The following is a 21,699-nucleotide window of genomic DNA, read 5'->3' on the forward strand; positions in this document are numbered from 1 at the left end:
GGAGGTTTCTTCCTGGATAAATAAATACGAGGATAAGTTTTTTACTTATTTAAATGATAGAATTTCGGAAGATATTACCAACTCTAAAGAAGGGATTAATCTATCTCCAACCCAAATGGAATTTATTAAACAATGGTATTATGAGAATATAAAATATACGAATTTCAATACGACTTTTGACCCTGAGAATAAAGATAGATTTTATTATGCACCAAAATCAGTTGCTTTGATTCGTTACATGCAAAAGTTTGATCTTGATTGCCCTGATGATAGATTATGCGAAATGCTTAACAGGCTAGATGATAATTTTGATTATATTATTGCTAAAATTAAAGATAATCAGTTATTAATTGAATCAATAATGAGCAACTTAGTAATGTTTAGAGAATATAATTCATTTTCTATTAAGAATCAAATTATTTATGCTCTTAAAAATAAGATAACAGATGCTTATCCGCTTATAATAGAAATTTTGAAAGATGATTCTCTGAAATTATACAAAAACAGTATAATAATAACATGGATGCAAAACAATCTACCTCCTGAGCCTTTATTAGAAATAAAAACCTACTTAAATCAAAATGATCTATTGGTTTTATGTAAAGAATTAATATTTAGAAGATTTAACCATGAAGCCCATTCCATATTATTGGATATTATAAAATCGCCGATTGATGAAAAAATAAGATTATCCGTCATTGACCTTCTTATTTGGCTAAAAGATCCTTTAGGGCTTCAGTTATCATTGGATTACAGTATTGAAAAAGGTACAGTTTCCTTACATGATCCGTTTTATGGTCGCGGCTCACCATACGAAGTACCGGATAATTATTTAATGTATGATGATATTTCCATATATCCTTTATTGAATAAATATTTAGAATTAAGTTTTTCAGAAGATGTTAAATCCCGTAGGGGACGAAGCCGGAAAATCGAAGGAAATATTAAATATTTAGCATCCCTTTCTGAAGAAAATTATCAAATGATAATCATATCATTAAGAAATTTGATTGATACTAAAATAGACATTTATAAAGATATTGAAGATATATATTTTTTAATAGAAGACATTATTAAAGAATATAGGGAAAACCATGCTAGAAGCTATAATCTTGACGAAGCAAAGGAAATTTGCGAAAAGTATATACATTAAAAAATTATTATTCAAATATCAATCTTAATATTTAAATAGATTATCTTTGCAAAAGCAGTGCAATTCACAGTGATAGGCTATAAAATGAACAGTGTCTATTCGGTGGTATAGAAATTATTAGCATATTAACTAATTGATATACAGTGGTAGAGTTTGAAGGCAACGTTCCCTCTCTCTCCGCTAAAAGGCAGAGACATTATCAGCCGAAAGCAAGACAAACCCTACAAGTTCAATGACTTGTAGGGTTTTTTGTTATATATCCTGTCTTGCACGAAAGCCAAAAAAAAGCCAAAAAGGGACATACTTTGCGCTCTAAATCGTACCCCTTTTTGGATTCTGAAAAAAGGGGTACGATTTGTCTGAAAATGGCGGTGAAGTGTCCAGTATTGGCAGTGTTCCATAAAACTCAATTTCAAATAGTTAACCTAAGTTTGTAACATTAAAAATTGAGTTTATGAGAAGTACATTTCGTGTTCTCTTTTACCTGAAAAGAGATAAACAAAAAGCGAATGGAAACATGCCTATTTTTTGTAGAATAACAATCGACAAACAAGAAGCACGTTTCGGAATTAAGAAAGATATTCATCCTGATCTTTGGGATGTGAAAGCCGGCAAAGCTATCGGGCGATCTAATGAAGCAGCCGAAATCAACGAACTTATTGATAAAACCAAGTCTACTTTATTTAATGTATATAATGAAGTACAATTAAGTGAGATTAATGTAACAGCAGAAAAAGTTAAAAACAATTTTCTCGGTGGTACCTCAAAAGACCATTACTTGCTGGAACAATTCAAACGCCACAATGATGATATCGAAAAGTTAATTGGTATCAGTAAATCTAAGGCAACTTATCAGAAGTATGAAGTTACCAGAAAGCATCTGACAGACTTTATTAAACAGAAATATAAATTAAGTGATATTTTTTTCAAGGAAATTAATCATCTTTTTCTTACGGATTTTGAAGTTTATCTATTGACAAGTTGCGGTTGTAATCCAAATACTACAGCGAAGTTTATGCAGTTTTTCAAACGCATAATTATCAGAGCAAAGAATAACGGATGGATTAAAGCTGATCCCTTCGCCAATTATAAAATCCGTATTAAGAAAGTAGACCGAGGCTATTTGCAGCAAGAAGAAGTCGAAATGATTATGGCCAAACAATTTCCAACCAAAAGATTAGAGCAGGTTCGTGACATTTTTGTTTTTTCTTGTTTCTGCGGATTGGCTTATATAGACGTTAAAAACCTTCGTAAAGGTAATATACGCACTTCTTTCGATGGAAATTTGTGGATAATGGGAAAAAGGGAAAAAACAGGTGTGTCTTTCAATATTCCTTTGCTTGAAATTCCTATGCGCATTTTGAAAAAGTATGAAGGAACCCTACCGGAAGGCAAAATTTTGCCAGTCCCCAGTAATCAAAAGATGAATGCTTACTTTGAAGGAAATTGCAGATTTATGTGGTATAAAGAAGCAACTGACAACACATACTGGACGCCACACATACGCAACGTCAGTGTGTTTGGCTAATGGTGTATCGATGGAGAACGTTGCTAAAATGCTCGGACATAGCGATACAAAAATGACAAGGCATTATGCACGGGTATTGGATAAAAGTATTTTGAGGGATATGAAAATTGTTGGTGAAAAATATAAAGAAGTTAGATAAAAGATATATGGCAGGGCTGGAAAAGCAGATAGCAGAACGAATATAGATGAGGAAGTAAGATTTTTTAGTAATAGGTAACAGTTGCAAAAAGTGGTATTGTGTGGCTTGTTTATGAGAGTTCTCATATAAAAATGATGAAAATAAAGTAAATCTGTTATTCTTAATCTGTATTTATTGAGGAGTTTATTAAACAGAATTAGCAGATTGATTCATTTTTACACTTATTAATATCACATATGAGATTACCTTTGCAAAAAACAATAAGTACATTAAAATGATACGATTACAAAATATAAACCTAACTCCACCTGAGGATATACAGCAATTAGCAAATAATCACGCTATCGCTGTAAACTTACGGGATACTTTTCTATATCCTTATAAGATTGAAGATGCTACTACATTTCTTGATTTAGCTACAAATGGATCATTAGGAAACGTTTTCGGGATATATGAGAATAATACATTCGTTGGTTGTTGCAGCCTACTACCACAGTATGACGTATATCGTATTAATGCAGAAATTGGATATTGGATTGGAGAACCTTATTGGGGCAAAGGATATGCCACCGAAGCGGTAAGGTTATTGATAAAATTTGCTTTTGAAGAACTTGACTTATTGATGATTTATGCGAAAATTTACGAGTATAATATAGGCTCAATGAAAGTTTTGGAAAAAACAGGTTTTGAAAAGGAAGCCATTATTAAGTCCTCGGTTATAAAAGAGGGACAAATAGTTGATGAACATTTATATAGTATTAGGAAAAAATGAAAAAAGATATAGGCGATCACATTATTAGTAAATTAGATTTGCAGGATATAGTTAAAGTGTTGTCCGATGAATTAAGCGGGTCGGAACTGAACACTGTTTTACTGGACGTTTTTAACAAGCGTGTCGGGCAGGAAACTCCCTCGTCTTTACTAAGTAAATATGAGGGTAACAAGCTTGTTAAGCCCGCCTTATTACAAGATTTTTAGAATATAAAGAAAATGAATTACGGTGCTATAAATTAATAGCAGGTAGAGGATTTGAACCCATAGAACTTTCCCCGGTCGCTCAGTTTGGGACAAGTAGTGTTATAGCAACAGTAGATCAGAAAAAAGTCCTTACTTCTTTAAGAAACACAGAAGTACAGGCAGACCCGACGAATGCAATAGCATTACATTACGCATCGTTAAAGAAAAAAGGTGAATTAGATAACAAAACCTATAATTACAGTAACATTTCACGGGTAATAAGGACACAGGTATTTAATAATCCTAATTTCACTCCTCATTTTACTGTTCTCGCCCTTATTTCATGTGGTAGAGATACTGGTAGCTTTAATTTTGAGAAAGAAGAACTATTAAAACATTTAACTACATCGTATGAAATATGTAAAAGTTACGGTGTGGAGAAAATATATTATGAGATTATTCCATGCAAAGGTTATGACAGTCAAAGCCCGCTTATAATGGAATCAATATCGTATGTCCAGGAAAAGAATAGTAATCTTGAGGTCTTGGTTACAGCACCGGAACATGATAATAACTATTATCATGGTTTCAGAATAAAGCAGCAAATAGTGATCGGCGGCAATACTATTGAAATTGCTGACGGTGGATTGCTCAATTGGACACAACAGCTTTTAACCAACAAAAAAGAAAGAATGATGACATTCGGGTTTGGTATTCAGATATTATATCAATTAACTAAATAAATATGGTAAAGGGTAAAGTCATATTTGAAGATGAAGAAAAAATAAAGATTAAATATCCTTGTTTTGAATTAAAGGATATTGTTGAGTATTATTTTGAAATCAAAACACCAGATAATTCTATCAGCCCATTTTCTATAATTGCCTTGCCTAATGCCAATATTTCGACTTCAATTTACCTTTCTGACAAAAGCCAGACATTTAAAGTCTGTCATGAACATGGAATATTTGATACATCGGGTGATAAGATATCTGGTAGCTTAACAGAAGCGATCACTGTAATACACGCTCCCGGAACCCATGAATTTTCAATAAAATTCAAGCCGGGAGTTTTGTACTACTGTTTATCTAAAGATATTTCAACTTTGGTGGATAATCATTTGTCTCTGCAAAAGTATCTAAATCAAAAAGTAATAGACGAACTAAAATTGCAAAGCTCTTTTGCCGGGCGAGTTCAGTGTGTAGAGAATTGGCTTTTAAGTAATATGAAAATCTTTAGTTCTGATTTCAAACTCAACACTGTAATAAAAACAATTTACTATATCAATAATAACCGTAATTACAAATTGAACACAGTAAGTAAGGAAGTTGGTGTGTCAAATCCTACACTCAATAGATATTTCAAAGAAGTATTAGGTATATCACCCAAACAATGCTTTAAAGCTTTACGCTTTAAAACTGCATTGAAAAACTATCGTGCAAATGGTAGTTATGATTTATACGACGAATTGGGATATACCGACTTTTCCCATTTTGTAAAAGAAGCTAAAAATTTGGCAAACACAACTCCATCAGAACTATAACAAAAAGAGAAAGTAATAAAGACTATAAAAGCACATTAATAAAACTCATTCAGCATAAAACAAGACTTCGGTCTGATTATTAATATTCACATTTAAATTTATGTCTATGAATGATTTATTAAAAACGAGAATGTTCAGCCTATTGTCTGAACCCTCACAAGTAACAAACGAAGGAATATCAGAATGCCTATGGGTGCTTTACGGAACAGTTAAGAACAATCAGCCAATCTGAACGAGATTACTCGGAAATCTTTCGGGAGCTGAATACTACTCGTGCAGAGTTAGTATTCTGGAGGAAAATCTTCGAGCAATGGAATTGAAACTAACTCCAGATGAAGTAGCCGAAATAAGTAATGCAGCTTCCAAATTGGAAGTAACAGGAAAACGAAACAGGAATTATTAGAATACTTGCTTTGATTCAACAAGCAATAATTTAAAAACGTTTAATAAAGAAAATAAGATATGAATTCAGATAAAAAAGTATGGTTCATTACCGGAAGCAATAAAGGAATCTGTGCAGCCATCGCCAGCGAAGCACTCGCGCAAGGATATAATGTTGTAGCCGCAGCCCGTAAAACGGAAGAAGCGGAACAGAATTTAGGTTCGCATCCAAACCTTCTTATTGTGAAACTGGATATCAGCAACAACCAACAAGTAGAAAATGCAGTGAGAGCAACGATGGTCAGATTCGGCAGAATCGATGTATTAGTCAACAATGCCGGTTACGGATTGCTGGGCTACTTCGAAGAAATGTCAGAAGACAGCATCCGCCGTCAGTTAGAAACGAATGTATTCGCCACAATGAAGCTAACCCGTGCCATACTTCCCATTATGCGTGCACAGAAATCCGGTTTTGTAGTAACCGTCAGTTCCACATCCGGCATCAGAGTCGTAGCAGGAGGTTCGGTTTACAGCGCATCCAAATTCGCCCTGGAAGGTTGGTCGAAAGGCATGAACATCGATATGAAACCTTTCGGTATCCGTTTTATGCTGCTCGAACCGGGAGCGTTCCGCACAGACTTCGCCAACGAGAACGCATCCATGCAGTTACCCGATTTGCAAGTAGAGGCATACAACGAGGCACGTGAAAACCTAGCTAACGTCTTCCGTACCATGAACGGCACACAAAGTGGCGATCCTTCCAAACTGGCAAAAGGACTTATAAAAGTGGTAAACTCGGAAGATGCTCCGGTTCGTTTGCTTGTCAGTAAACCTGCAATATCTTTAATAGATACGTATTACAAAAACCGTTATGCTGAATTTGAGAAATGGCAGGAAGTATCAGTAGACAGCGATTTTGAGGGATAATCGAGGTTATTAAGTCTCTACGCTTCATCCTGAGATAGGGTGAAGCGTACCGACTACCTACCTTGTCAAAACATCCTGCTGCTGATTACCCCCCTAAAATGAGATATACTACAAAAGTCCCTAAAAGAATAAATGAAATTATAGACAAGATTGCATAGATTGCTTCTTTGCTGATACCTGATTTTTCTTTCATGTATATCTTCATCGCTTGCCAATTCAATTTTAAATGGATGATATTTAGAATTATAAAAAGGATTCCCGCAAGCGCATGACAAGACACGCTGATGTGCATTTCCAAACTATCAGGATCATTTTCGAAAAATTGAATTAATACCGCTGTTAGAAATAAGATTATCAGTGTAAAGAACAGCCCTATCGACACAAATGCGCGATAATTGAAAGCTTTTTGATTTGGTATTTTCATTGGTTATTCGATTGTATAGTTTTTGATACCCACTTCCGATAATCTGAAATATCCATACGCAAAGTTTTCACTATTTGTCTGATTTATAATATTGCCCCGAACAGCGGCAGGAGTTGCCGGAAACATCGCTCCATCTTCACTACCCGATGCCAAAAGCAATTTCACCATATAGTTATAATATCTCTTAGAGATACCGTATAATTTGAATGTTACATCATCGCTAACCTCCAAATCTTCATGTGAATAAAATACTTGCGTCAAACTACCCTGATTCATTTCATTATTTTCAACCTCATATTGTGGATATATAACGTGCTTCATATTAAAGCAATACAGGTAATAATTATATTCAAATCCATTGTCCTTATAATAGTAGGTGAGTTCTATTTCATCGCCTGCCATACCTCCTTTATCATTCTGTTCAACTTTATCTTCTATACTGGGGACGGCAACCAATGTTTCGGTAGCCGTATAAGTTTCGCCGTCAAGGTGAATGGTAAGCGTATATGTTTCGTCAATAACGGGAACAAAATTCGTACAAATGTATTCGCCGCTATTCGGAACTTCAATAAAATAGTAAACTGTATTTGTACTATTGGTTACAGTAACTTCCGCGCCTGAAACAATGGGAAATTCATCTTCATAATAGCCTGTTGTGGTAGTCAGTTTGATTTTTTGTTCATTACCGGCTGTTCCTTTTACCCAATCGATTGAAGCATCTATTACTAACCGGGGTTCTGCTGTGCTTAAATCGACACTGATTACCTCTTCATGGCATCCGGTTAAAAATAAAACTACTATTGCTGTCAGAATTATATTTATTTTTTTCATTTCTTGTCTTTTTATAGGGTATATATTTATTCTTAGAATTTGAAGTTGTAAGTAATACCGGGAATAATACCGAATATCGACATTTTCTTAGCTTCGCTTAATCCTGTTGTTTCGTTTTGCCCAAAGGTGTACGAAGCAGCATTTTTCCTGTTGTATGCATTATATACGCTGATTACCAGTTCGCTTTGCCATCCTTTTTTCTTATTGGGATTGAATTTGTAAGTGGCCGACAGGTCTAAATGATGGTACGCCGCCAAAGAATTTGCGTTCCTCTGACCATAGTTTGCAATGGTAATTCCCTGATATTCATACTTGCCATTGGGGAAGGTTGCAGCTTTACCCGATTGGAATGTGAATGTTCCTCCTAACGACCATTCCGGGGTAAGTTGATAGGCTGCCGTAACGGATAGGTTGTGTAACTTATCATAATTGGCGCGATACCACTTGCCATTGTTTATGCCCGGTTCATCGGCATTTCTACCCGGAGTTTGTTGTTCGGCTTTCGATAAGGTATAAGAAAGCCAACCTGTTAGCCTTCCGTTATTTTTCTTTGCCATCAGTTCCAATCCATACGAACGGGCTTTACCGTTCAAAAGAACTCTTTCTATTGCTTTATGTGCTATCAGATTCGCTCCATCAATATAGTCGGCCTTATTTTTTATTGTCTTATAAAAAGTTTCTACTTCGAGTGAATAGTCATCACCACCAAAGTTTTGTAGATATCCCAATGCTACCTGATCTGATATTTCAGGTTTAAGATACTTATCACTCGGTGCCCAAATATCAAGCGGGGTTACGGATGCTGTATTCGAAACCAAATGAATATACTGGCTCATTCGGTTGTAGCTTGCTTTTATAGACTTATTGTCATTCAGAGCGTATGATATTGACAAGCGAGGTTCAAGATTACCAAAACTTGAAATCCGCTTATTCGCACCATAGCTTATTATGCCAGTGGGGGTGGCTTCTTCATAAATCTGAAATTCGGGATTAAAAATTACTGCTTCATCATTCTCGTAAGTGAATACATCTTGCTTGCCTAATCGTTGGAATTTACTATATCTCAATCCATAATTGATAGACAATTTATCTGTCAGTTTCTGTTCGGCACTGATGTAAATTGCGTTCTCAAAAGCATTTTTCTTGGCAATCTGGTCGGGTATCACTCCTGAGTTTTCATCAAAGGGTCTGATTGTACCGGGATTAAATTGGTAATATACAGAGTTTAATCCATAATTTAGGGTCAGGTTGTTGGATAGATAATGTTTAAAGTCATATTTGAAATTGTAGTTTTTGATATTAGATTTCCAATCTATGCCTGCGAACTTTATTTTAAGTCCGTAATTGTAATGGGTGTATATGGCAGACATATTAGAAAATAACTTATCCGAAAACATATGGTTCCACCTCACATTGGTAAGAATATTTCCATAATTGTTTACCATAGCCTTATTCATATCGAAAACATCATTGCCTATATATCCCGATAGAAATAAGTTATTCTTATCATCAAATTTATAATTAAGTTTAGCGTTCAGGTCATAGAAATAGGCTGAATTTGGTTCGTCTGCCAGCTTTAGGAAAAGATGTGCATACGAGCCTCTCCCTGCCACTACAAATGAACTTTTCTCTTTTACAATTGGCCCTTCGATCAACAACCGGCTCGATACTGCTCCAATTCCACCATCGACATGATACTCCTTTTTATTACCTTCTTTCTGATAAATATCTAATACAGAAGAAGCTCTTCCTCCGAAATTAGCAGGAATGCCTCCTTTGTACAATTTCAAGTCCTTAATTACATCTGAATTGAAGACAGAGAAGAATCCGAATAAATGCGAGGTATTATAGACGACGGCTTCATCCAACAATACGAGATTTCCATCCACCGAACCGCCTCTTACATTAAATCCCGATGCACCTTCCTGTGCATTGGCTACTCCGGGAAGTTGTAACAACGACTTTAGCACATCGACTTCTCCCATAACCGCAGGCATCTTTTTAATAGTGCTTATAGGGAGCTTATTGACACTCATTTCCGGTTTAAGAATCCTGGTTCTCGTTTCATTTACCGTAACGACTACCTCGCCTAATGTTGCGCTTGCTTCGTGCATTGAAAAATTCTTAGTCAGGTTTCCTGTGATGGAAATCTTTTCTTCGATTGGTTCAAAACCCATGTAGCTGATAGAGATTGTATAGTCTCCCTTTGGTAATGTAATAGAATAGAAACCATAGGTATTGGTTACTGCATGTGCGTTTTTTACTTCTCTGATGATAACGCTTGCCCCAATCAGAGTTTCATTATTGGATTGATCTACAATTGTTCCGCTCAATGTAAATTTCCCTTGTGAAAAGGCGTTGAATGTAGTTGTTAAGAATAACAGCACATAAAAAGATTTTAAATTCATTCTGTTTATTTATTGAGATTCATATTAATGCTTAATTCACAATGCAAATATGATCTCAATAATAAACTCTTAGAAATTTTTGAGAAGAAGGGTCGGATTTGTGCGATGAATGAAAAACGCATCATTTTTCCATGGGTATGAAAGCTTAATCTAAGCTAAATTTTAAGAAGAATAGCGGCTGAAAAACTCCTCTATATAGGTTCTACCAATGGGAAACTCTTTATTTCCGATAATAATGGTATTTCCTCTTACTGCCTCAATCTTGCTAAATGGTAAAATAAAGCTGCGATGTACACGGATGAAGTCAACAGAATTTAGCTTTTCCATCATGTCTTTCATCGGCATTCGGGCTACAACAGTTTTGCGGTTTTTGATATAAATTTTAAGATAATCGGCTAATCCTTCAATGTATAGAATATCCTCCAATGGAATTTTTACTAAGCTAAAGTCGGCACGGATAAAGATGTTTTTATCTTTGCTTCGGTCTTTTTTATTTATATAATCAAAATACTCTTGTGCTTTGTTGATGGCTTGTGTAAAGCGTTTTAAGTTGATTGGTTTTAGTAAATAGTCAATCGCATTTAATTCGTAACTGACAGCAGCGTATTCACTAAAAGCGGTAGTGAATATTATCATCGTTTTTTGTTTCAATGATTTTACCAGGTTTATTCCCGTTATAGCAGGCATTTGTATATCACAGAAAATCAAATCAACAGGATACTTTTGCAGATACTTTAATGCTTCGCTGGGTTGAGTAAAAGTTTTTTGAAGGGTAATGCCTTCACTTTTGTTACATAGCGATTCTATCACTGTAAGTGCTAACGGTTCATCATCTATGGCAATTGCATTTATCATTGTAAATCAATATATAATGAAACAATAAACTGTTTTTCGTTATCATTGATAACCAATAAGTGCTTTGACGGATATATCAAATTCAAACGATGTTTCGTGTTTTCAATACCTAATCCGCTCCTTTCCGAAATATTCCGTTGAATATCCACTTTGTTGTTTACCACATTCAACTGAAATTTATTCTCATTAATATTAATTTCAATTTTGATATAGCTTTTTTGTTCGGAGTTCACCCCATGCTTAAAAGCGTTTTCAATAAAAGGGATCAGTAGCATCGGAGCTATTCGTAAGTGTGGAATACATTCTAAACCGGAATATTCTAATTTAACGCTTCTATCTAAACGCAGCCGTTGAAGTTCTATGAAATTGCTGATATAATTTATCTCATCTTCCAATAAAACAAAATCCTGTTGTGTGTCCCTCATGGTGTATCGCATCATTTCCGAAAGTTTATCTATCATATCTGCTGTTTTAGGTGAGGTATCAATAGCAGTTGCATAGATATTATTCAATGTATTAAACAGAAAATGAGGATTAATTTGTGACTTAAGTGAAGCAATTTGTGCTGATAGCCTTTCATTTTCCGACTCTTTTAGACGGTTGTAATATGTCCACAAAACAGAAGATACAACAGCTAATAGCCATAATGAAACAGCATTGATTATAATGACAGGAATAATTTTTTCAACAATCGGGTCTGTTTTATCTAATTTTTCTGGATTAAATCCTGAATAAATAAATAGAATTCCAATAAGCAGAAATACGGTTAAAATAGTCAATGATAATATGAATATGTACTTCCAACTTCTTTTTCCAAACAAATACTTTGGAATAAGAAATAAGTAGTTGAAATAGAAAGATATTAACAGTATAAAGCTTATGGCAAGGCATAGGAAAAGATATTTTATATCAGAAGCAGCGTCTAGCGTATCAAAAATCTGATCGGTTGATATATATGGGATAACTAAGAGTAGCACCCAGACTAAAACATGTATGGCAATGGCGAGCCGTTTGGCTTTCATAATTGATTTATAACTAATAATTCACAAATTAAAAGTTTATTTCTCTCATCTCCCAAAAAATGAGAAGAAAGTATATACTTTGTAGAAGTATGAATAAAATAAAGGAACTATCATAGACTTCAAAAATCAAATATAATTTATGGAAAAGAAGAATGCGCTCGGCTTTCACTATCTTTGTAATGATTAAGAGAAAAATATGAAACGTCAATATAACCCTATAAAATTAATAGTAACATATTATGAGAAAAAATTTAGGGGCAAAGCCTTTGACTTATCCGCAGCCGGTATATATTATCGCTACTTATGGCGAAGATGGCACTCCTAATGCAATGAACGCAGCCTGGGGAGGCATCAGTGAAATGAAAGAAATAAGTATCTGTATCAGTGCGGGCCATAAAACTACTGCAAATATCCTCAAACGCAAAGCGTTTACGGTAAGCATGGCCGAAGCGGGACAGGTTGCGGCTTGTGACTATGTAGGTATCGTATCGGGTAACAAGGTACCGGACAAATTTGCCAAAGCGGGATTTCATGCTATCAAATCGGACTTTGTGGATGCTCCGTTGATAGAGGAATTATCCGTTGCCGTGGAATGTAAATTGATCGATTTTAATCTTGAAACCGGTATCCTCCGGGGAGAAATTGTGAACGTAAGCGTAGATGAACGTGTATTGAACGAAAATGGTAAGGTGGATGCAGCTAAAGTAGCTCCGATTGTTTTTGATCCGTTCAATAATGATTATCTGAAAGTGGGCGAAAAGGTGGGAAAGGCTTTTTCGGAGGGTAAGCAGTTGAAATAATTTCTACATTACTATTTTTAAAAGAAGCACGGCTGTTCCTTGTTGAGCAGCCGTGTTTTTTCATAGTTCATAATTTATTCACTAGTTTTGAATTATGTAACTAAAAAAAGTATTGATAATTTAGACAATGGGGTATCACCAACATTTCCGACCCCTCCCCTCTAAGGAGAAAAAACGGTAAAAAACTATAATTCCACCCCCTCTAAGCCTTTCTACTTATTTTTTTGTTCTTGCAATTCTCTTAGTTGATTGTTTTTAGGTATATTTTTTGTATCAAATGAATATTCTCCCAAAAAGTTTATATGAGCCCAATTCAGGGGAGATATATGTTTGAGTAGTTCTTCATCCAAGCTTTCCCGGGTTTTAAGATGATCGATAGCTTTTTCCAGATATTTAGTATTCCACACACAGATGGCATCGATAAGAATGTTCAGGGCACTGGCCCGTTGAAGTTGGTCTTGTAGTTCTCTCTCCCTTAGCTCTCCCCGTTTTCCAAAGAATATTGCTCTTGAAAGGGCATTCATAGCTTCACCTTATTCAATCCTCTTTGGATGCGCCTTCTCAAAGCTTTATCCATAATATATTCCAGGATGAATACCGTCTTTTCTATACGTCCCATCTCACGAAGGGCTGTTGCCAAAGCATTCTGTCTGGCATACGATCCCAGCTTGGACATGATTAGCGATCCTGAGACCAATCCTTCTTTGATAGAGTGCGCCAACCGGAGTACATCCTGATAATTTTCCCGTATGATATTCACATTGATCTTTCCCTGAACTATGTCTTTTATGTTGCTGTATTTATATGGGTCTAACCTTGAAATTGAGAATAATTGCATATCCGATATATCCCTTATTCTTGGAGCAAACTTGAAACCTAACAAATGACATAACCCAAACACTTGATCTGTATATCCGGAAGTGTCGGTATAATGTTCACTGATACATAAATCCGTTTCATGGTAGTGTATACCATCAATAATATGCAGAGTATCCCTGGCATTCGAACTGATGATATTTACCCAGAAAGTAGCATACTGATCACTGGTAAATCGGTACATCGTAGCTCCCTTCTTTGTCCCGGAATAATGAGGATTGTATTCAGAATTTAATGCAGATACTCCTATCTGGACTCTCATCCCATCACTTGGATGATGTAGTACCATCACCCCAGAAAAGAGGTAGTTGCAATTTGTGTTGATAATTCACTAAACAAGCTTGTGCCCTTTTCATGGCATCATCATACATTCTCCACCCGGCGGCATTTGCCATCTGGTGGTAGGTTATTCCGGGAGTAGCTTCAACCATTTTTACTAATCCTATATTTGTACCCATAGCCATTAATGCTGCCATTGCTATAGTTTTTTCTTTCCCTTTGACTGAATGGTCGGTAGATGCATGGGTAAAATGCCGTTCAAATCCGGTCCAGTTAGATACTTCAAGCAGAAGACCCGGCAATTTAACAGGAGGAAACATTCCATAGAGTTTATTATTTAAAGCATCCGCCTCTTGTGGAGTTTCTTTTTCCAACTTTTCTACGCGCAGCTTATTGGAAATAACATTAAAATTGCCCCCATGCTCTAATCTAAATTGCCCCCCTAGAGATTTTTTGTTTAGGAGTAAAAAAAGCAGTCATTTTTGTTTGTAAAAAGCCATTATTTTTGTCGGTTTTTACTAATTAAATTTCACAAATATAAACATTCCTGGTTAGACTTTTTACGTCTGAGTGATTCACCATGTAACTCAACTCTCAGGGATTGATGTACAATCCTGTCCAATACAGCATCGGCAATAGTTTTCTCCCCTATGATATCATACCATTCCTTAACCGGTATCTGGGATGTAATCAATGTGGACTTCTTCCCCTGCCTGTCTTCTATGATAACCAGTAGAGTGACTCTTGCCTGTGAGTCAAAAGGTTGTAAGCCAAAGTCATCGAGTATAAGCAGGTCTGTTCTCTCTATCCTTTTAAGTTCGGTCAGGTTGGTACCTTTGGCTTTAGCCAGTTTAAGCTGTCCCATCAATTTGGCTGTTGAAGCATATAGCACTCTGTATCCCATCTGACAGGCATGAAAGCCTAATGCCGATGCCAAATAGCTTTTTCCTGTCCCTGTGCTACCTGTAATAAACAAGTCTTTGTGTTCCTTGATAAAGTCCAACGAAGCCAGCCTGTGTACTTCATTCTTATCCAAACCCCTTTCTACCGAGTAGTCGAGCTGTTCCAGGGATGCCTTGTAGCGGAAGTTAGCCATCTTGATAAGCCTGGCTATGGACTTGTTCTTACAGTCATCCCATTACTGTTTACCAGTAGGCAGATGAACTGGTCGGGTGTAATGTCTCTTTAAAGGAGCCTTCCAGATTGGTCTTAAAAGCCTCATACATACCAAATACGCGCATCTGGCGTAACTTGTCCAATGTTTGATTGTTCATGATTTATTTTTGATTTAAATGTTTACTGATAATAGTCTTTACCTCTGATATTTTTATGATTGGGTATACGTGCAGCTTCATCTTCAAGCTTTAACCTATCCAGACGCTTGTTCAGTATCTCTTCTATTACCCTGTAACCGTATTGTCCGAAGGATTGGGCGCAGCGGCAGGCGTCTATCAGACGTTCGTTACCTACACGCCGGGAGAAACTCAGTATGCCCGAACAAGACTTGTAGGCCTGCTCTGGATATGTTTTTTCCTCCAGGACCTTAGCTATGTACTCCGCCACATCCTCATGTATATCCATGGCCTGGGCGATGAACTTCTCGGCAGACCACTCGGTCAGGAACTGGTGTTGGGAAGCCAGGTGTTCGGTGTTGGTGGTATACTGATATTTACGTCTGTTGCGCATGCTGGGCAATGAGCTCATGCCGGTAGTAAACTTCGACAGACTGCGACGAGTAAAGGACTTTGACTGTTTTACCGATGTATTTATAGGGCACACTGTAATAATGGGTATCCACCCCTAAACGCATATATCCGTTCTTCCAGACGGTAAGTTGAGCCTGTTCCTTTAACTACTCATAGCGGATCGGGTTCAGGTCCTGCAACACATCACGCTCAATCACCTCGAACTGTTGCCTGCGGCTGTACTCCCGTTTATACATAGGTGTGTTGTTGTGTATCTCCAAAGCGACCCGGATAGCAGCATTCAATGAACTCAAGTCATAGAAGATACGCTTGTCCAGTTTGGTAAAGATTGTTTTATATACCAGCTTTACCGCACCTTCGACCAGGGACTTATCACGTGGCTTGTAGGCCCTTGCCGCAAGCACAGTCATCGAGTAATGCTCGGCAAAGCAAGCGAAGGACTCGTTCAATACCGCTTCGTATTTACTGCCCTTGGTTCCGTCACCATTATCCAAATGTAGTTTTTGACCTGTAAAGTCGATATACATCTTGTCTCCTGCTTTATGTTCGATGTGCATAACCGGACGATGCCGGGCTAAATACAGCCGGATAAAACCGCAGAAGCGGGAGATGCCGTAACCTTCAGGGTACTTCTCTATATACTGTCTGTAGAGCATCTCTTTGGTGACGCCTTTACGCTTGAGCTCCCTGCATATACCCGGAAGCAGAGCCTCCAGATCTACCTGTCGCTGGCTTTTCTCTGGATGGGCCGCCACCAGGAACTTTTGGGATAACTCCAAGTCGCTCATCGCTGAAAAGGCTTCATAACTAAGGCCTGAACCAAGGAAAATGTGCAGGTACTTCTTGATCGTGTTGCGCGAGATAAACAACATACCGGCAATGGCTTTGGTGCCTTTGCCCTGATTGTAAAGACGGATTACTTGTCGTAGTTTTAACATACTAATGGTTTTGTTAGACATGATGGTAAATTTTTGTTGCTCAGCTTTTAAGTAACAAAAATTTTAACACTCTAAAACAAAACTGACAAGCTTCTGTTTTACTCTCCTTTCTTCGGGGTCAATTTAAACTGTAAATAGGGGGTCAGTTTAGATTGTTACATGGGGGGCAATTTGGATTGGCGCGATGGGGTCAGTTTTAACTGTTTTCTCCAACAATATCAACCTCTATCTCTTTTCGTATTACCTCATCGTAGCCACCCGGCATCCGGTCGTAAGCGATTTTTCTCACAGGTTTTAAGTCAAGGATCATATTTCTTTCACCTCCACCGGAAGTATCTCGCCACTGTCTTTGTTTACGATGGACAACTTTTTGCCTGCATAATCGATAAACAATTTATCTCCGGCTTGTGCTCAAGATGCATGACCACACTGTTTGCTACCTGATGGCGCATCAGGTAATCGAAGAAACGTGAACGGCTGTACCCTTCGGGATGCCTTTCTTTATATTCCCGGTAAAGCATCTCACGGGTGACTCCTTTACGTTTAAGGCATTTGCAATAGGTTGGTAGTAATTTTTCAAGGGTAGCCAGACGTTCGCTTCCTTCTCCTGTAGAAGACAGGAGAAGTCCTGGTCGCTCAATCCTAATGCTTGTTCGGATTCCATGCCCGATTCTTTAAAACGGATAGGTACTTTTTTACTGCGGTACGCGACATGCCAAGCAATGAAGCGATGGCCTTAGTACCTTTGCCCCCGCTGTGAAGCCGTAATAGTTGGCGTAGTTTATTCATACTAACTGGTTTATTCGGCATAATGAACACCCTTTATTTGTTAACAATTATTTAAAGAATGTAATTATCTTTCTAAATAAATCAATACTTTTTACCCTTTTTTAAGGGGTCACTTTCGGCAGGAATACCTGAACACTTTAATCGGTACAAAGGGGGCATTTTTACTGGGATTTTCCATATAACCATCGACTTACTATATAATCAGTTATATCATTCCGAATCCTGATTTTTATTCATAATTATCCCCATATCCATTATCCCTGTATACCGCCCTTGCAGTACACCATCCTTTATCACGTAGAAAGTAGGCGTAGCTATTACCCCATAATTCTCCGCATCAGGACTCTTGAAACCCTGCAAATCACAATACTTAGCTTCCCATGGGAAAGTCTCCGCCGTATCCTTAAAGATCTCTTCATCCATGTCTAACGATACAGATACGACTTGGTATCCTTTCTCTTTAATCAGATGGTAATTGTCTTTCAACTGCTGCATCTCGTACTCGCATGGGCCACATCCCGTTAGATAGAACACCAAAAGGATATTGCCCGCAGGCAGTGTACCCTGCAATAAATCGGGCGCTTTGATTCCCTTTTTCAGTTTGTTCAGGGTTATCATCCTTTTTATTTTGCCCGTAGAACTCTCTAAATTTCCGCTATTAATAACGTAGTATGCCAGATGATCCTCCATGTCGTTCCAGCCTTTGTATTCGCATATTTCGAACAAGTTTTCGGCAAGTGTGCTGTAGATACGTTCCGAACCTGCCCTTTCCAGCAATAGTGACATATCGGTAATAAAATCCTTGTGATAGGGTTTCTCCTTTTCATAAAGGGCGAGTAGCCCGTTGAAGGTGGAAAACCACAGGCCGGATCTAAACAACCCCTTTACGTCTAAACTGTCGCGTACATAAGCACGTACATTCATCATACCGATCGAATCGGCAAACATTAAGTTCTCAACCTCTTTATTAAAGAAGCTATAATACTGTATAAATCTGCCAATATATAGCTTACTTTCGGTAAGTTCTTTTTCAAAAGCAGAATGCTGTGCTTTCAAATCTTGTATTTCCTTAGCTATCACAGAAAAAGAACTATCTTCTTCATTATTCGACTTTTGGGATTCGTTAAGCAAGTTCATTTTCTGTTGCAGTTGAGCCTGGCCGATAAACCATTTTTTAAAAGATTCGTTTTCAGCAGAGTCAAAGGTAATATTGCTCTCATATGGATATTCCTCCGGACAAGAAATATATACATCCTCTTTTCCGCTGATAATTATATCCATTAGTATAGGAGAATCGCTATTTATACTAAGAGTGGCTATGCCCGGATAATCGTCTGTTTTACCCTGCAGATCTACAATAACTTTTCCTTTATCGTCAAGCATGCCTGTCCAGAGAGCATCGCAACCTGTGCCCTTTTTCAAGCAAAGGGAGACGGCCTTACCGGGATGAGAGGAAAAATCGATAGTGATAGTTTGGGCAGAAAGTCCAAGCTGAAGTAACAACAATAATAATAGTATAGTTTTTTTCATTTTTATATTTAAATACATTAATATCAGCATGGTATTTATTATTTTTTTAGTCCATACTGGAATTATAAATAAAAGCATCGGTTTTTCCTAACCGATGCTTTTGTTATAAATGGGTGGTTTTTAAACTCCGCCAGGTGTACACCCTTTTGCATTAGGGTTGAATAGATAACCATTTGCACACTGAACCCCTTCTTCCCACCACTCTGAACCATTAGGAAAACATCGTACATATCCACGACCAGCACCACCGTAAAATTGAAAAGCTTTTGGTTCAGCGAGCCACATCGATCCACCACTACTACATATAGAATAGATTTGAATATTCTCTTTTAACTCAGCAGTTGTATTATTTACAAATCTTACTGTAGCCACTATTGTTACCGTCTTCATACTACTTGGAGCATGCTTTGGTCTCCAATAGAAATCAGATTCATAAAAGTATTCTTTCTCATTTCCATAATCTATTTCCCAGGTTACTTTTGCACCAGCAGGGAAATTTGGTATTCTCAAACGAGTACCAGGATAAAGAGGTTGATTACTCGACGGCGACATGGTAAGAGGTCTTATAGGGCCTTTATCGGATATCTCAATCTTCAGACTTGAAGGGACAGTATAACTTTTGCTAGCACTTTGTTGAGAATTATTACAACCTCTGGCTATAACCGATACAGTAAGAGTTCCGGTAAAACTACTTGGAACAGTATAGGTTACAGAAGAACCTGTACCAGATTGAATAGTTCCATTTATAGTCCATTGATAACTGGTAGCATATGCAAATCCTGAAGTTGTAAATGTATATTGATTCCCTGCAGTTAAGGAAGAGCCTGTCGGGCTGCTTATAGAACCTGGCTGGACCGGTGTACACGCCGGAGTTATTGTGACCGAAGCTGTATTGCTTTTTGCAGAGGTTCCGTTACAGCCATAAGCCATAACATATATTGTAGCAGATCCGGCTGTAGTGGCCGTATAGTTGTAAGTCGACGAGGTCTGTCCCGGAATCGCACTTCCATTCAGATACCATTGATAACTGGTTGCATTGGTGACACCGGTTACAGAGAATACTTGACTTTTCCCTACCTCTAAGGATACACTGGTAGGACTTATAGATGCTGTTCCGGATAATGGTCTGCATGTAGTGATAGTAGCATCGAATCGTTTGCTGTTATTACAGTCGTCATAAGCAACAACATATACCGGTATAGATAAACCGGTGGCTGTACCGGAAGGAACTGTATAAGTAAGAGTCGGTGTAGTTGTTGTTTGCAAAGTATTATCCACAAACCATTCATATCTTGCCACTCTGGTGAGCCCGGATAGAGTAAAGGTTTGATTATCGCCTACATTTACTGTTGCACTGGCAGGGCTGAGAGTCCCTGTTCCTGTCATCGGTATACACTCTACATCAGCGCACATCGATACCCATTTCCCGCCATTCCAGAATTCGAGGCAGTCTGTAATGCTATTATAGATGGTTAATCCTTTGGCTAGGCTGGTTTTCAGACTCTGAAACTCAGCGGATTTAGTCATGTCGTCTCGCTGCGTAGTGGTCAGATGAGGCATTCTCAAGCCTCTCTCCGCGTTTGAGATAATTTCCAATGCCGAGAATTCCTCGGGTGGTTTGTTGTCGCCGATAGTTACCTGCGCATAAGATTTGCCGCCTATGTTTAGCAGGACGGCTACAAGAATTAGTTTTAGTAATTTGTTAAGTTTCATCAGTGTTTATAAATAATATAAGTTTTAAACGATTGTTAGTTCTATAGTAACATCTTTCGCTCTAAACTCTGTACCCTACAGTGAGTGGGACAGTGAGATGCTTATTCTTTTCTACCTAGTCGGTAGAGATTTTCCTCCTATTGTTAGTTGTGATTTTAAGGATACTGGTAGCAACAGAAAAATCGGAATCATTAGCAGTAGTAGTAGTTTTGCTTTTTTTGTTGTCATAATTTGTTGTTATTGTGCGTTAAATAAAAATATATAATTATAAAGATGTAATCGTAAAAAACAATGCCTTAAGATATTCCTCCAATTTTCACAAACAAAAGGAATAATTTGAAGACAAATACTTAAGACAAATTGAGAGAATGTATCCAAATGCATTGAAGAAGCATTTAATTTTATATTGATCTTAAGGCATTGAATGTCTTTTAATATTGTACTTTAGATATGAGAAGCTCTAATCAGATATAGAATGGAAAACTCCTCCTGTTTTTTCTTGAATAAGCGCAAGAGTTTATTTTTCCTGCTTTTTTTACTTAAATCACAAGTACATAGATATATGTATGTATGCTTATAAGCCTTGCATATATAATAATAGATGAAACTTAAAAAAACAGATAAGAAGTTTATCTCTGTATATGCTCCCTTTAATAAATCAGTATATAAAAACAGATTCAAATATTTAAAAAGGTTTACTTTATATTTCTGCATGCAGTTTTTCATCGAAAATTCCCTGTATTGTATATGTCTTTACTTGTAGTATCTTTTATATATTGTTCTCGTATATATTTGAATACAAAGCTATAGTATAAGGAATATATAATCTGGGATAGTACTGATAAATTCGCCCATTTCAGTTAACACATTAAGTCAATTTTTTTTTTATATTCTCCGTTT

Annotated in this window: 17 protein-coding genes and 4 pseudogenes; 7 read left to right on the forward strand and 14 right to left on the reverse strand. The window is 37.1% G+C overall.

Annotation, left to right across the window (positions count from 1 at the left end):
• The 6 genes and pseudogenes from K348_RS19300 to K348_RS0111490 form a co-directional block, all read left to right on the forward strand.
• Positions 1-1,153, forward strand: a pseudogene (locus tag K348_RS19300) (hypothetical protein); the annotation flags it as partial.
• A 454-nt stretch (positions 1,154-1,607) separates the two neighbouring features.
• Positions 1,608-2,820: pseudogene (locus K348_RS18445) on the forward strand (site-specific integrase).
• A 274-nt stretch (positions 2,821-3,094) separates the two neighbouring features.
• On the forward strand, positions 3,095-3,592 hold the full coding sequence (locus tag K348_RS0111475) for a GNAT family N-acetyltransferase (protein WP_036930506.1): 498 nt from the start codon (positions 3,095-3,097) through the stop codon (positions 3,590-3,592).
• A gap of 682 nt (positions 3,593-4,274) precedes the next feature.
• Positions 4,275-4,520, forward strand: coding sequence for a hypothetical protein (locus K348_RS19405; protein ID WP_231496781.1), 246 nt, complete (start codon positions 4,275-4,277; stop codon positions 4,518-4,520).
• Between the two features lie 2 nt (positions 4,521-4,522).
• On the forward strand, positions 4,523-5,320 hold the full coding sequence (locus tag K348_RS0111485; protein ID WP_029905099.1) for a helix-turn-helix domain-containing protein: 798 nt from the start codon (positions 4,523-4,525) through the stop codon (positions 5,318-5,320).
• A gap of 462 nt (positions 5,321-5,782) precedes the next feature.
• Positions 5,783-6,628: an SDR family NAD(P)-dependent oxidoreductase gene (locus K348_RS0111490; RefSeq protein WP_029905100.1), complete on the forward strand. Its 846-nt coding sequence runs from the start codon at positions 5,783-5,785 to the stop codon at positions 6,626-6,628.
• 85 nt (positions 6,629-6,713) lie between these two features.
• Here the strand turns inward: K348_RS0111490 and K348_RS0111495 are convergent, their stop codons facing one another.
• The 5 genes from K348_RS0111495 to K348_RS18795 form a co-directional block, all read right to left on the reverse strand.
• Positions 6,714-7,052, reverse strand: coding sequence for a DUF4405 domain-containing protein (locus tag K348_RS0111495; protein ID WP_029905101.1), 339 nt, complete (start codon positions 7,050-7,052; stop codon positions 6,714-6,716).
• Between the two features lie 3 nt (positions 7,053-7,055).
• Complete coding sequence (locus K348_RS0111500; protein ID WP_029905102.1) at positions 7,056-7,883, reverse strand: DUF4249 domain-containing protein; 828 nt, start codon at positions 7,881-7,883, stop codon at positions 7,056-7,058.
• Between the two features lie 32 nt (positions 7,884-7,915).
• A complete protein-coding gene (locus K348_RS0111505) occupies positions 7,916-10,291 on the reverse strand; it encodes a TonB-dependent receptor (protein ID WP_029905103.1) in 2,376 nt (791 codons plus the stop codon).
• Between the two features lie 162 nt (positions 10,292-10,453).
• Positions 10,454-11,146 carry a LytTR family DNA-binding domain-containing protein gene (locus K348_RS0111510; protein ID WP_029905104.1) on the reverse strand — a complete coding sequence of 231 codons (693 nt, stop codon included), beginning with the start codon at positions 11,144-11,146 and terminating at the stop codon, positions 10,454-10,456.
• Positions 11,143-12,168, reverse strand: coding sequence for a sensor histidine kinase (locus tag K348_RS18795; RefSeq protein WP_051697819.1), 1,026 nt, complete (start codon positions 12,166-12,168; stop codon positions 11,143-11,145). The genes K348_RS0111510 and K348_RS18795 overlap by 4 nt, the downstream gene beginning before the upstream one ends.
• Before the next feature lie 239 nt (positions 12,169-12,407).
• On the opposite strand from K348_RS18795, the gene K348_RS0111520 reads away from it, so the two are divergent.
• Positions 12,408-12,968, forward strand: coding sequence for a flavin reductase family protein (locus K348_RS0111520; protein WP_029905106.1), 561 nt, complete (start codon positions 12,408-12,410; stop codon positions 12,966-12,968).
• 212 nt (positions 12,969-13,180) lie between these two features.
• Here K348_RS0111520 and K348_RS19565 read toward each other — a convergent pair.
• The 9 genes and pseudogenes from K348_RS19565 to K348_RS0111560 all read right to left on the reverse strand — a co-directional run bounded on the left by K348_RS19565 (position 13,181) and on the right by K348_RS0111560 (position 20,799).
• Positions 13,181-14,133: pseudogene (locus K348_RS19565) on the reverse strand (transposase).
• Positions 14,111-14,497 (reverse strand): Tn3 family transposase, encoded by a 387-nt coding sequence (locus K348_RS19505; protein ID WP_029905109.1) that lies wholly within the window; start codon positions 14,495-14,497, stop codon positions 14,111-14,113. Before K348_RS19505 ends, K348_RS19565 begins: the two are co-directional and overlap by 23 nt.
• Positions 14,498-14,652: 155 nt before the next feature.
• A pseudogene (istB, locus tag K348_RS18460) lies at positions 14,653-15,397 on the reverse strand (IS21-like element helper ATPase IstB).
• 22 nt (positions 15,398-15,419) lie between these two features.
• Positions 15,420-15,809, reverse strand: a complete 390-nt coding sequence (locus K348_RS19415) for a hypothetical protein (protein ID WP_231496783.1) — start codon at positions 15,807-15,809, stop codon at positions 15,420-15,422.
• Positions 15,810-15,975: 166 nt separating this feature from the next.
• Positions 15,976-16,788, reverse strand: a complete 813-nt coding sequence (locus K348_RS19420) for a helix-turn-helix domain-containing protein (protein WP_231496784.1) — start codon at positions 16,786-16,788, stop codon at positions 15,976-15,978.
• A 332-nt stretch (positions 16,789-17,120) separates the two neighbouring features.
• A complete protein-coding gene (locus tag K348_RS19190; RefSeq protein ID WP_156032873.1) occupies positions 17,121-17,288 on the reverse strand; it encodes a hypothetical protein in 168 nt (55 codons plus the stop codon).
• 121 nt (positions 17,289-17,409) lie between these two features.
• Positions 17,410-17,556 (reverse strand): helix-turn-helix domain-containing protein, encoded by a 147-nt coding sequence (locus K348_RS19195; protein WP_156032874.1) that lies wholly within the window; start codon positions 17,554-17,556, stop codon positions 17,410-17,412.
• A gap of 210 nt (positions 17,557-17,766) precedes the next feature.
• Positions 17,767-19,086, reverse strand: a complete 1,320-nt coding sequence (locus K348_RS0111555; RefSeq protein ID WP_197027655.1) for a peroxiredoxin — start codon at positions 19,084-19,086, stop codon at positions 17,767-17,769.
• 120 nt (positions 19,087-19,206) lie between these two features.
• Entirely contained in the window at positions 19,207-20,799 is a 1,593-nt protein-coding gene (locus tag K348_RS0111560) for a hypothetical protein (protein ID WP_029905111.1), read from the reverse strand.
• Between the last annotated feature and the right edge of the window lie 900 nt (positions 20,800-21,699).

This window comes from Prevotella sp. 10(H), assembly GCF_000711235.1.
Classification (GTDB): Bacteria; Bacteroidota; Bacteroidia; order Bacteroidales; family Dysgonomonadaceae; genus Dysgonomonas.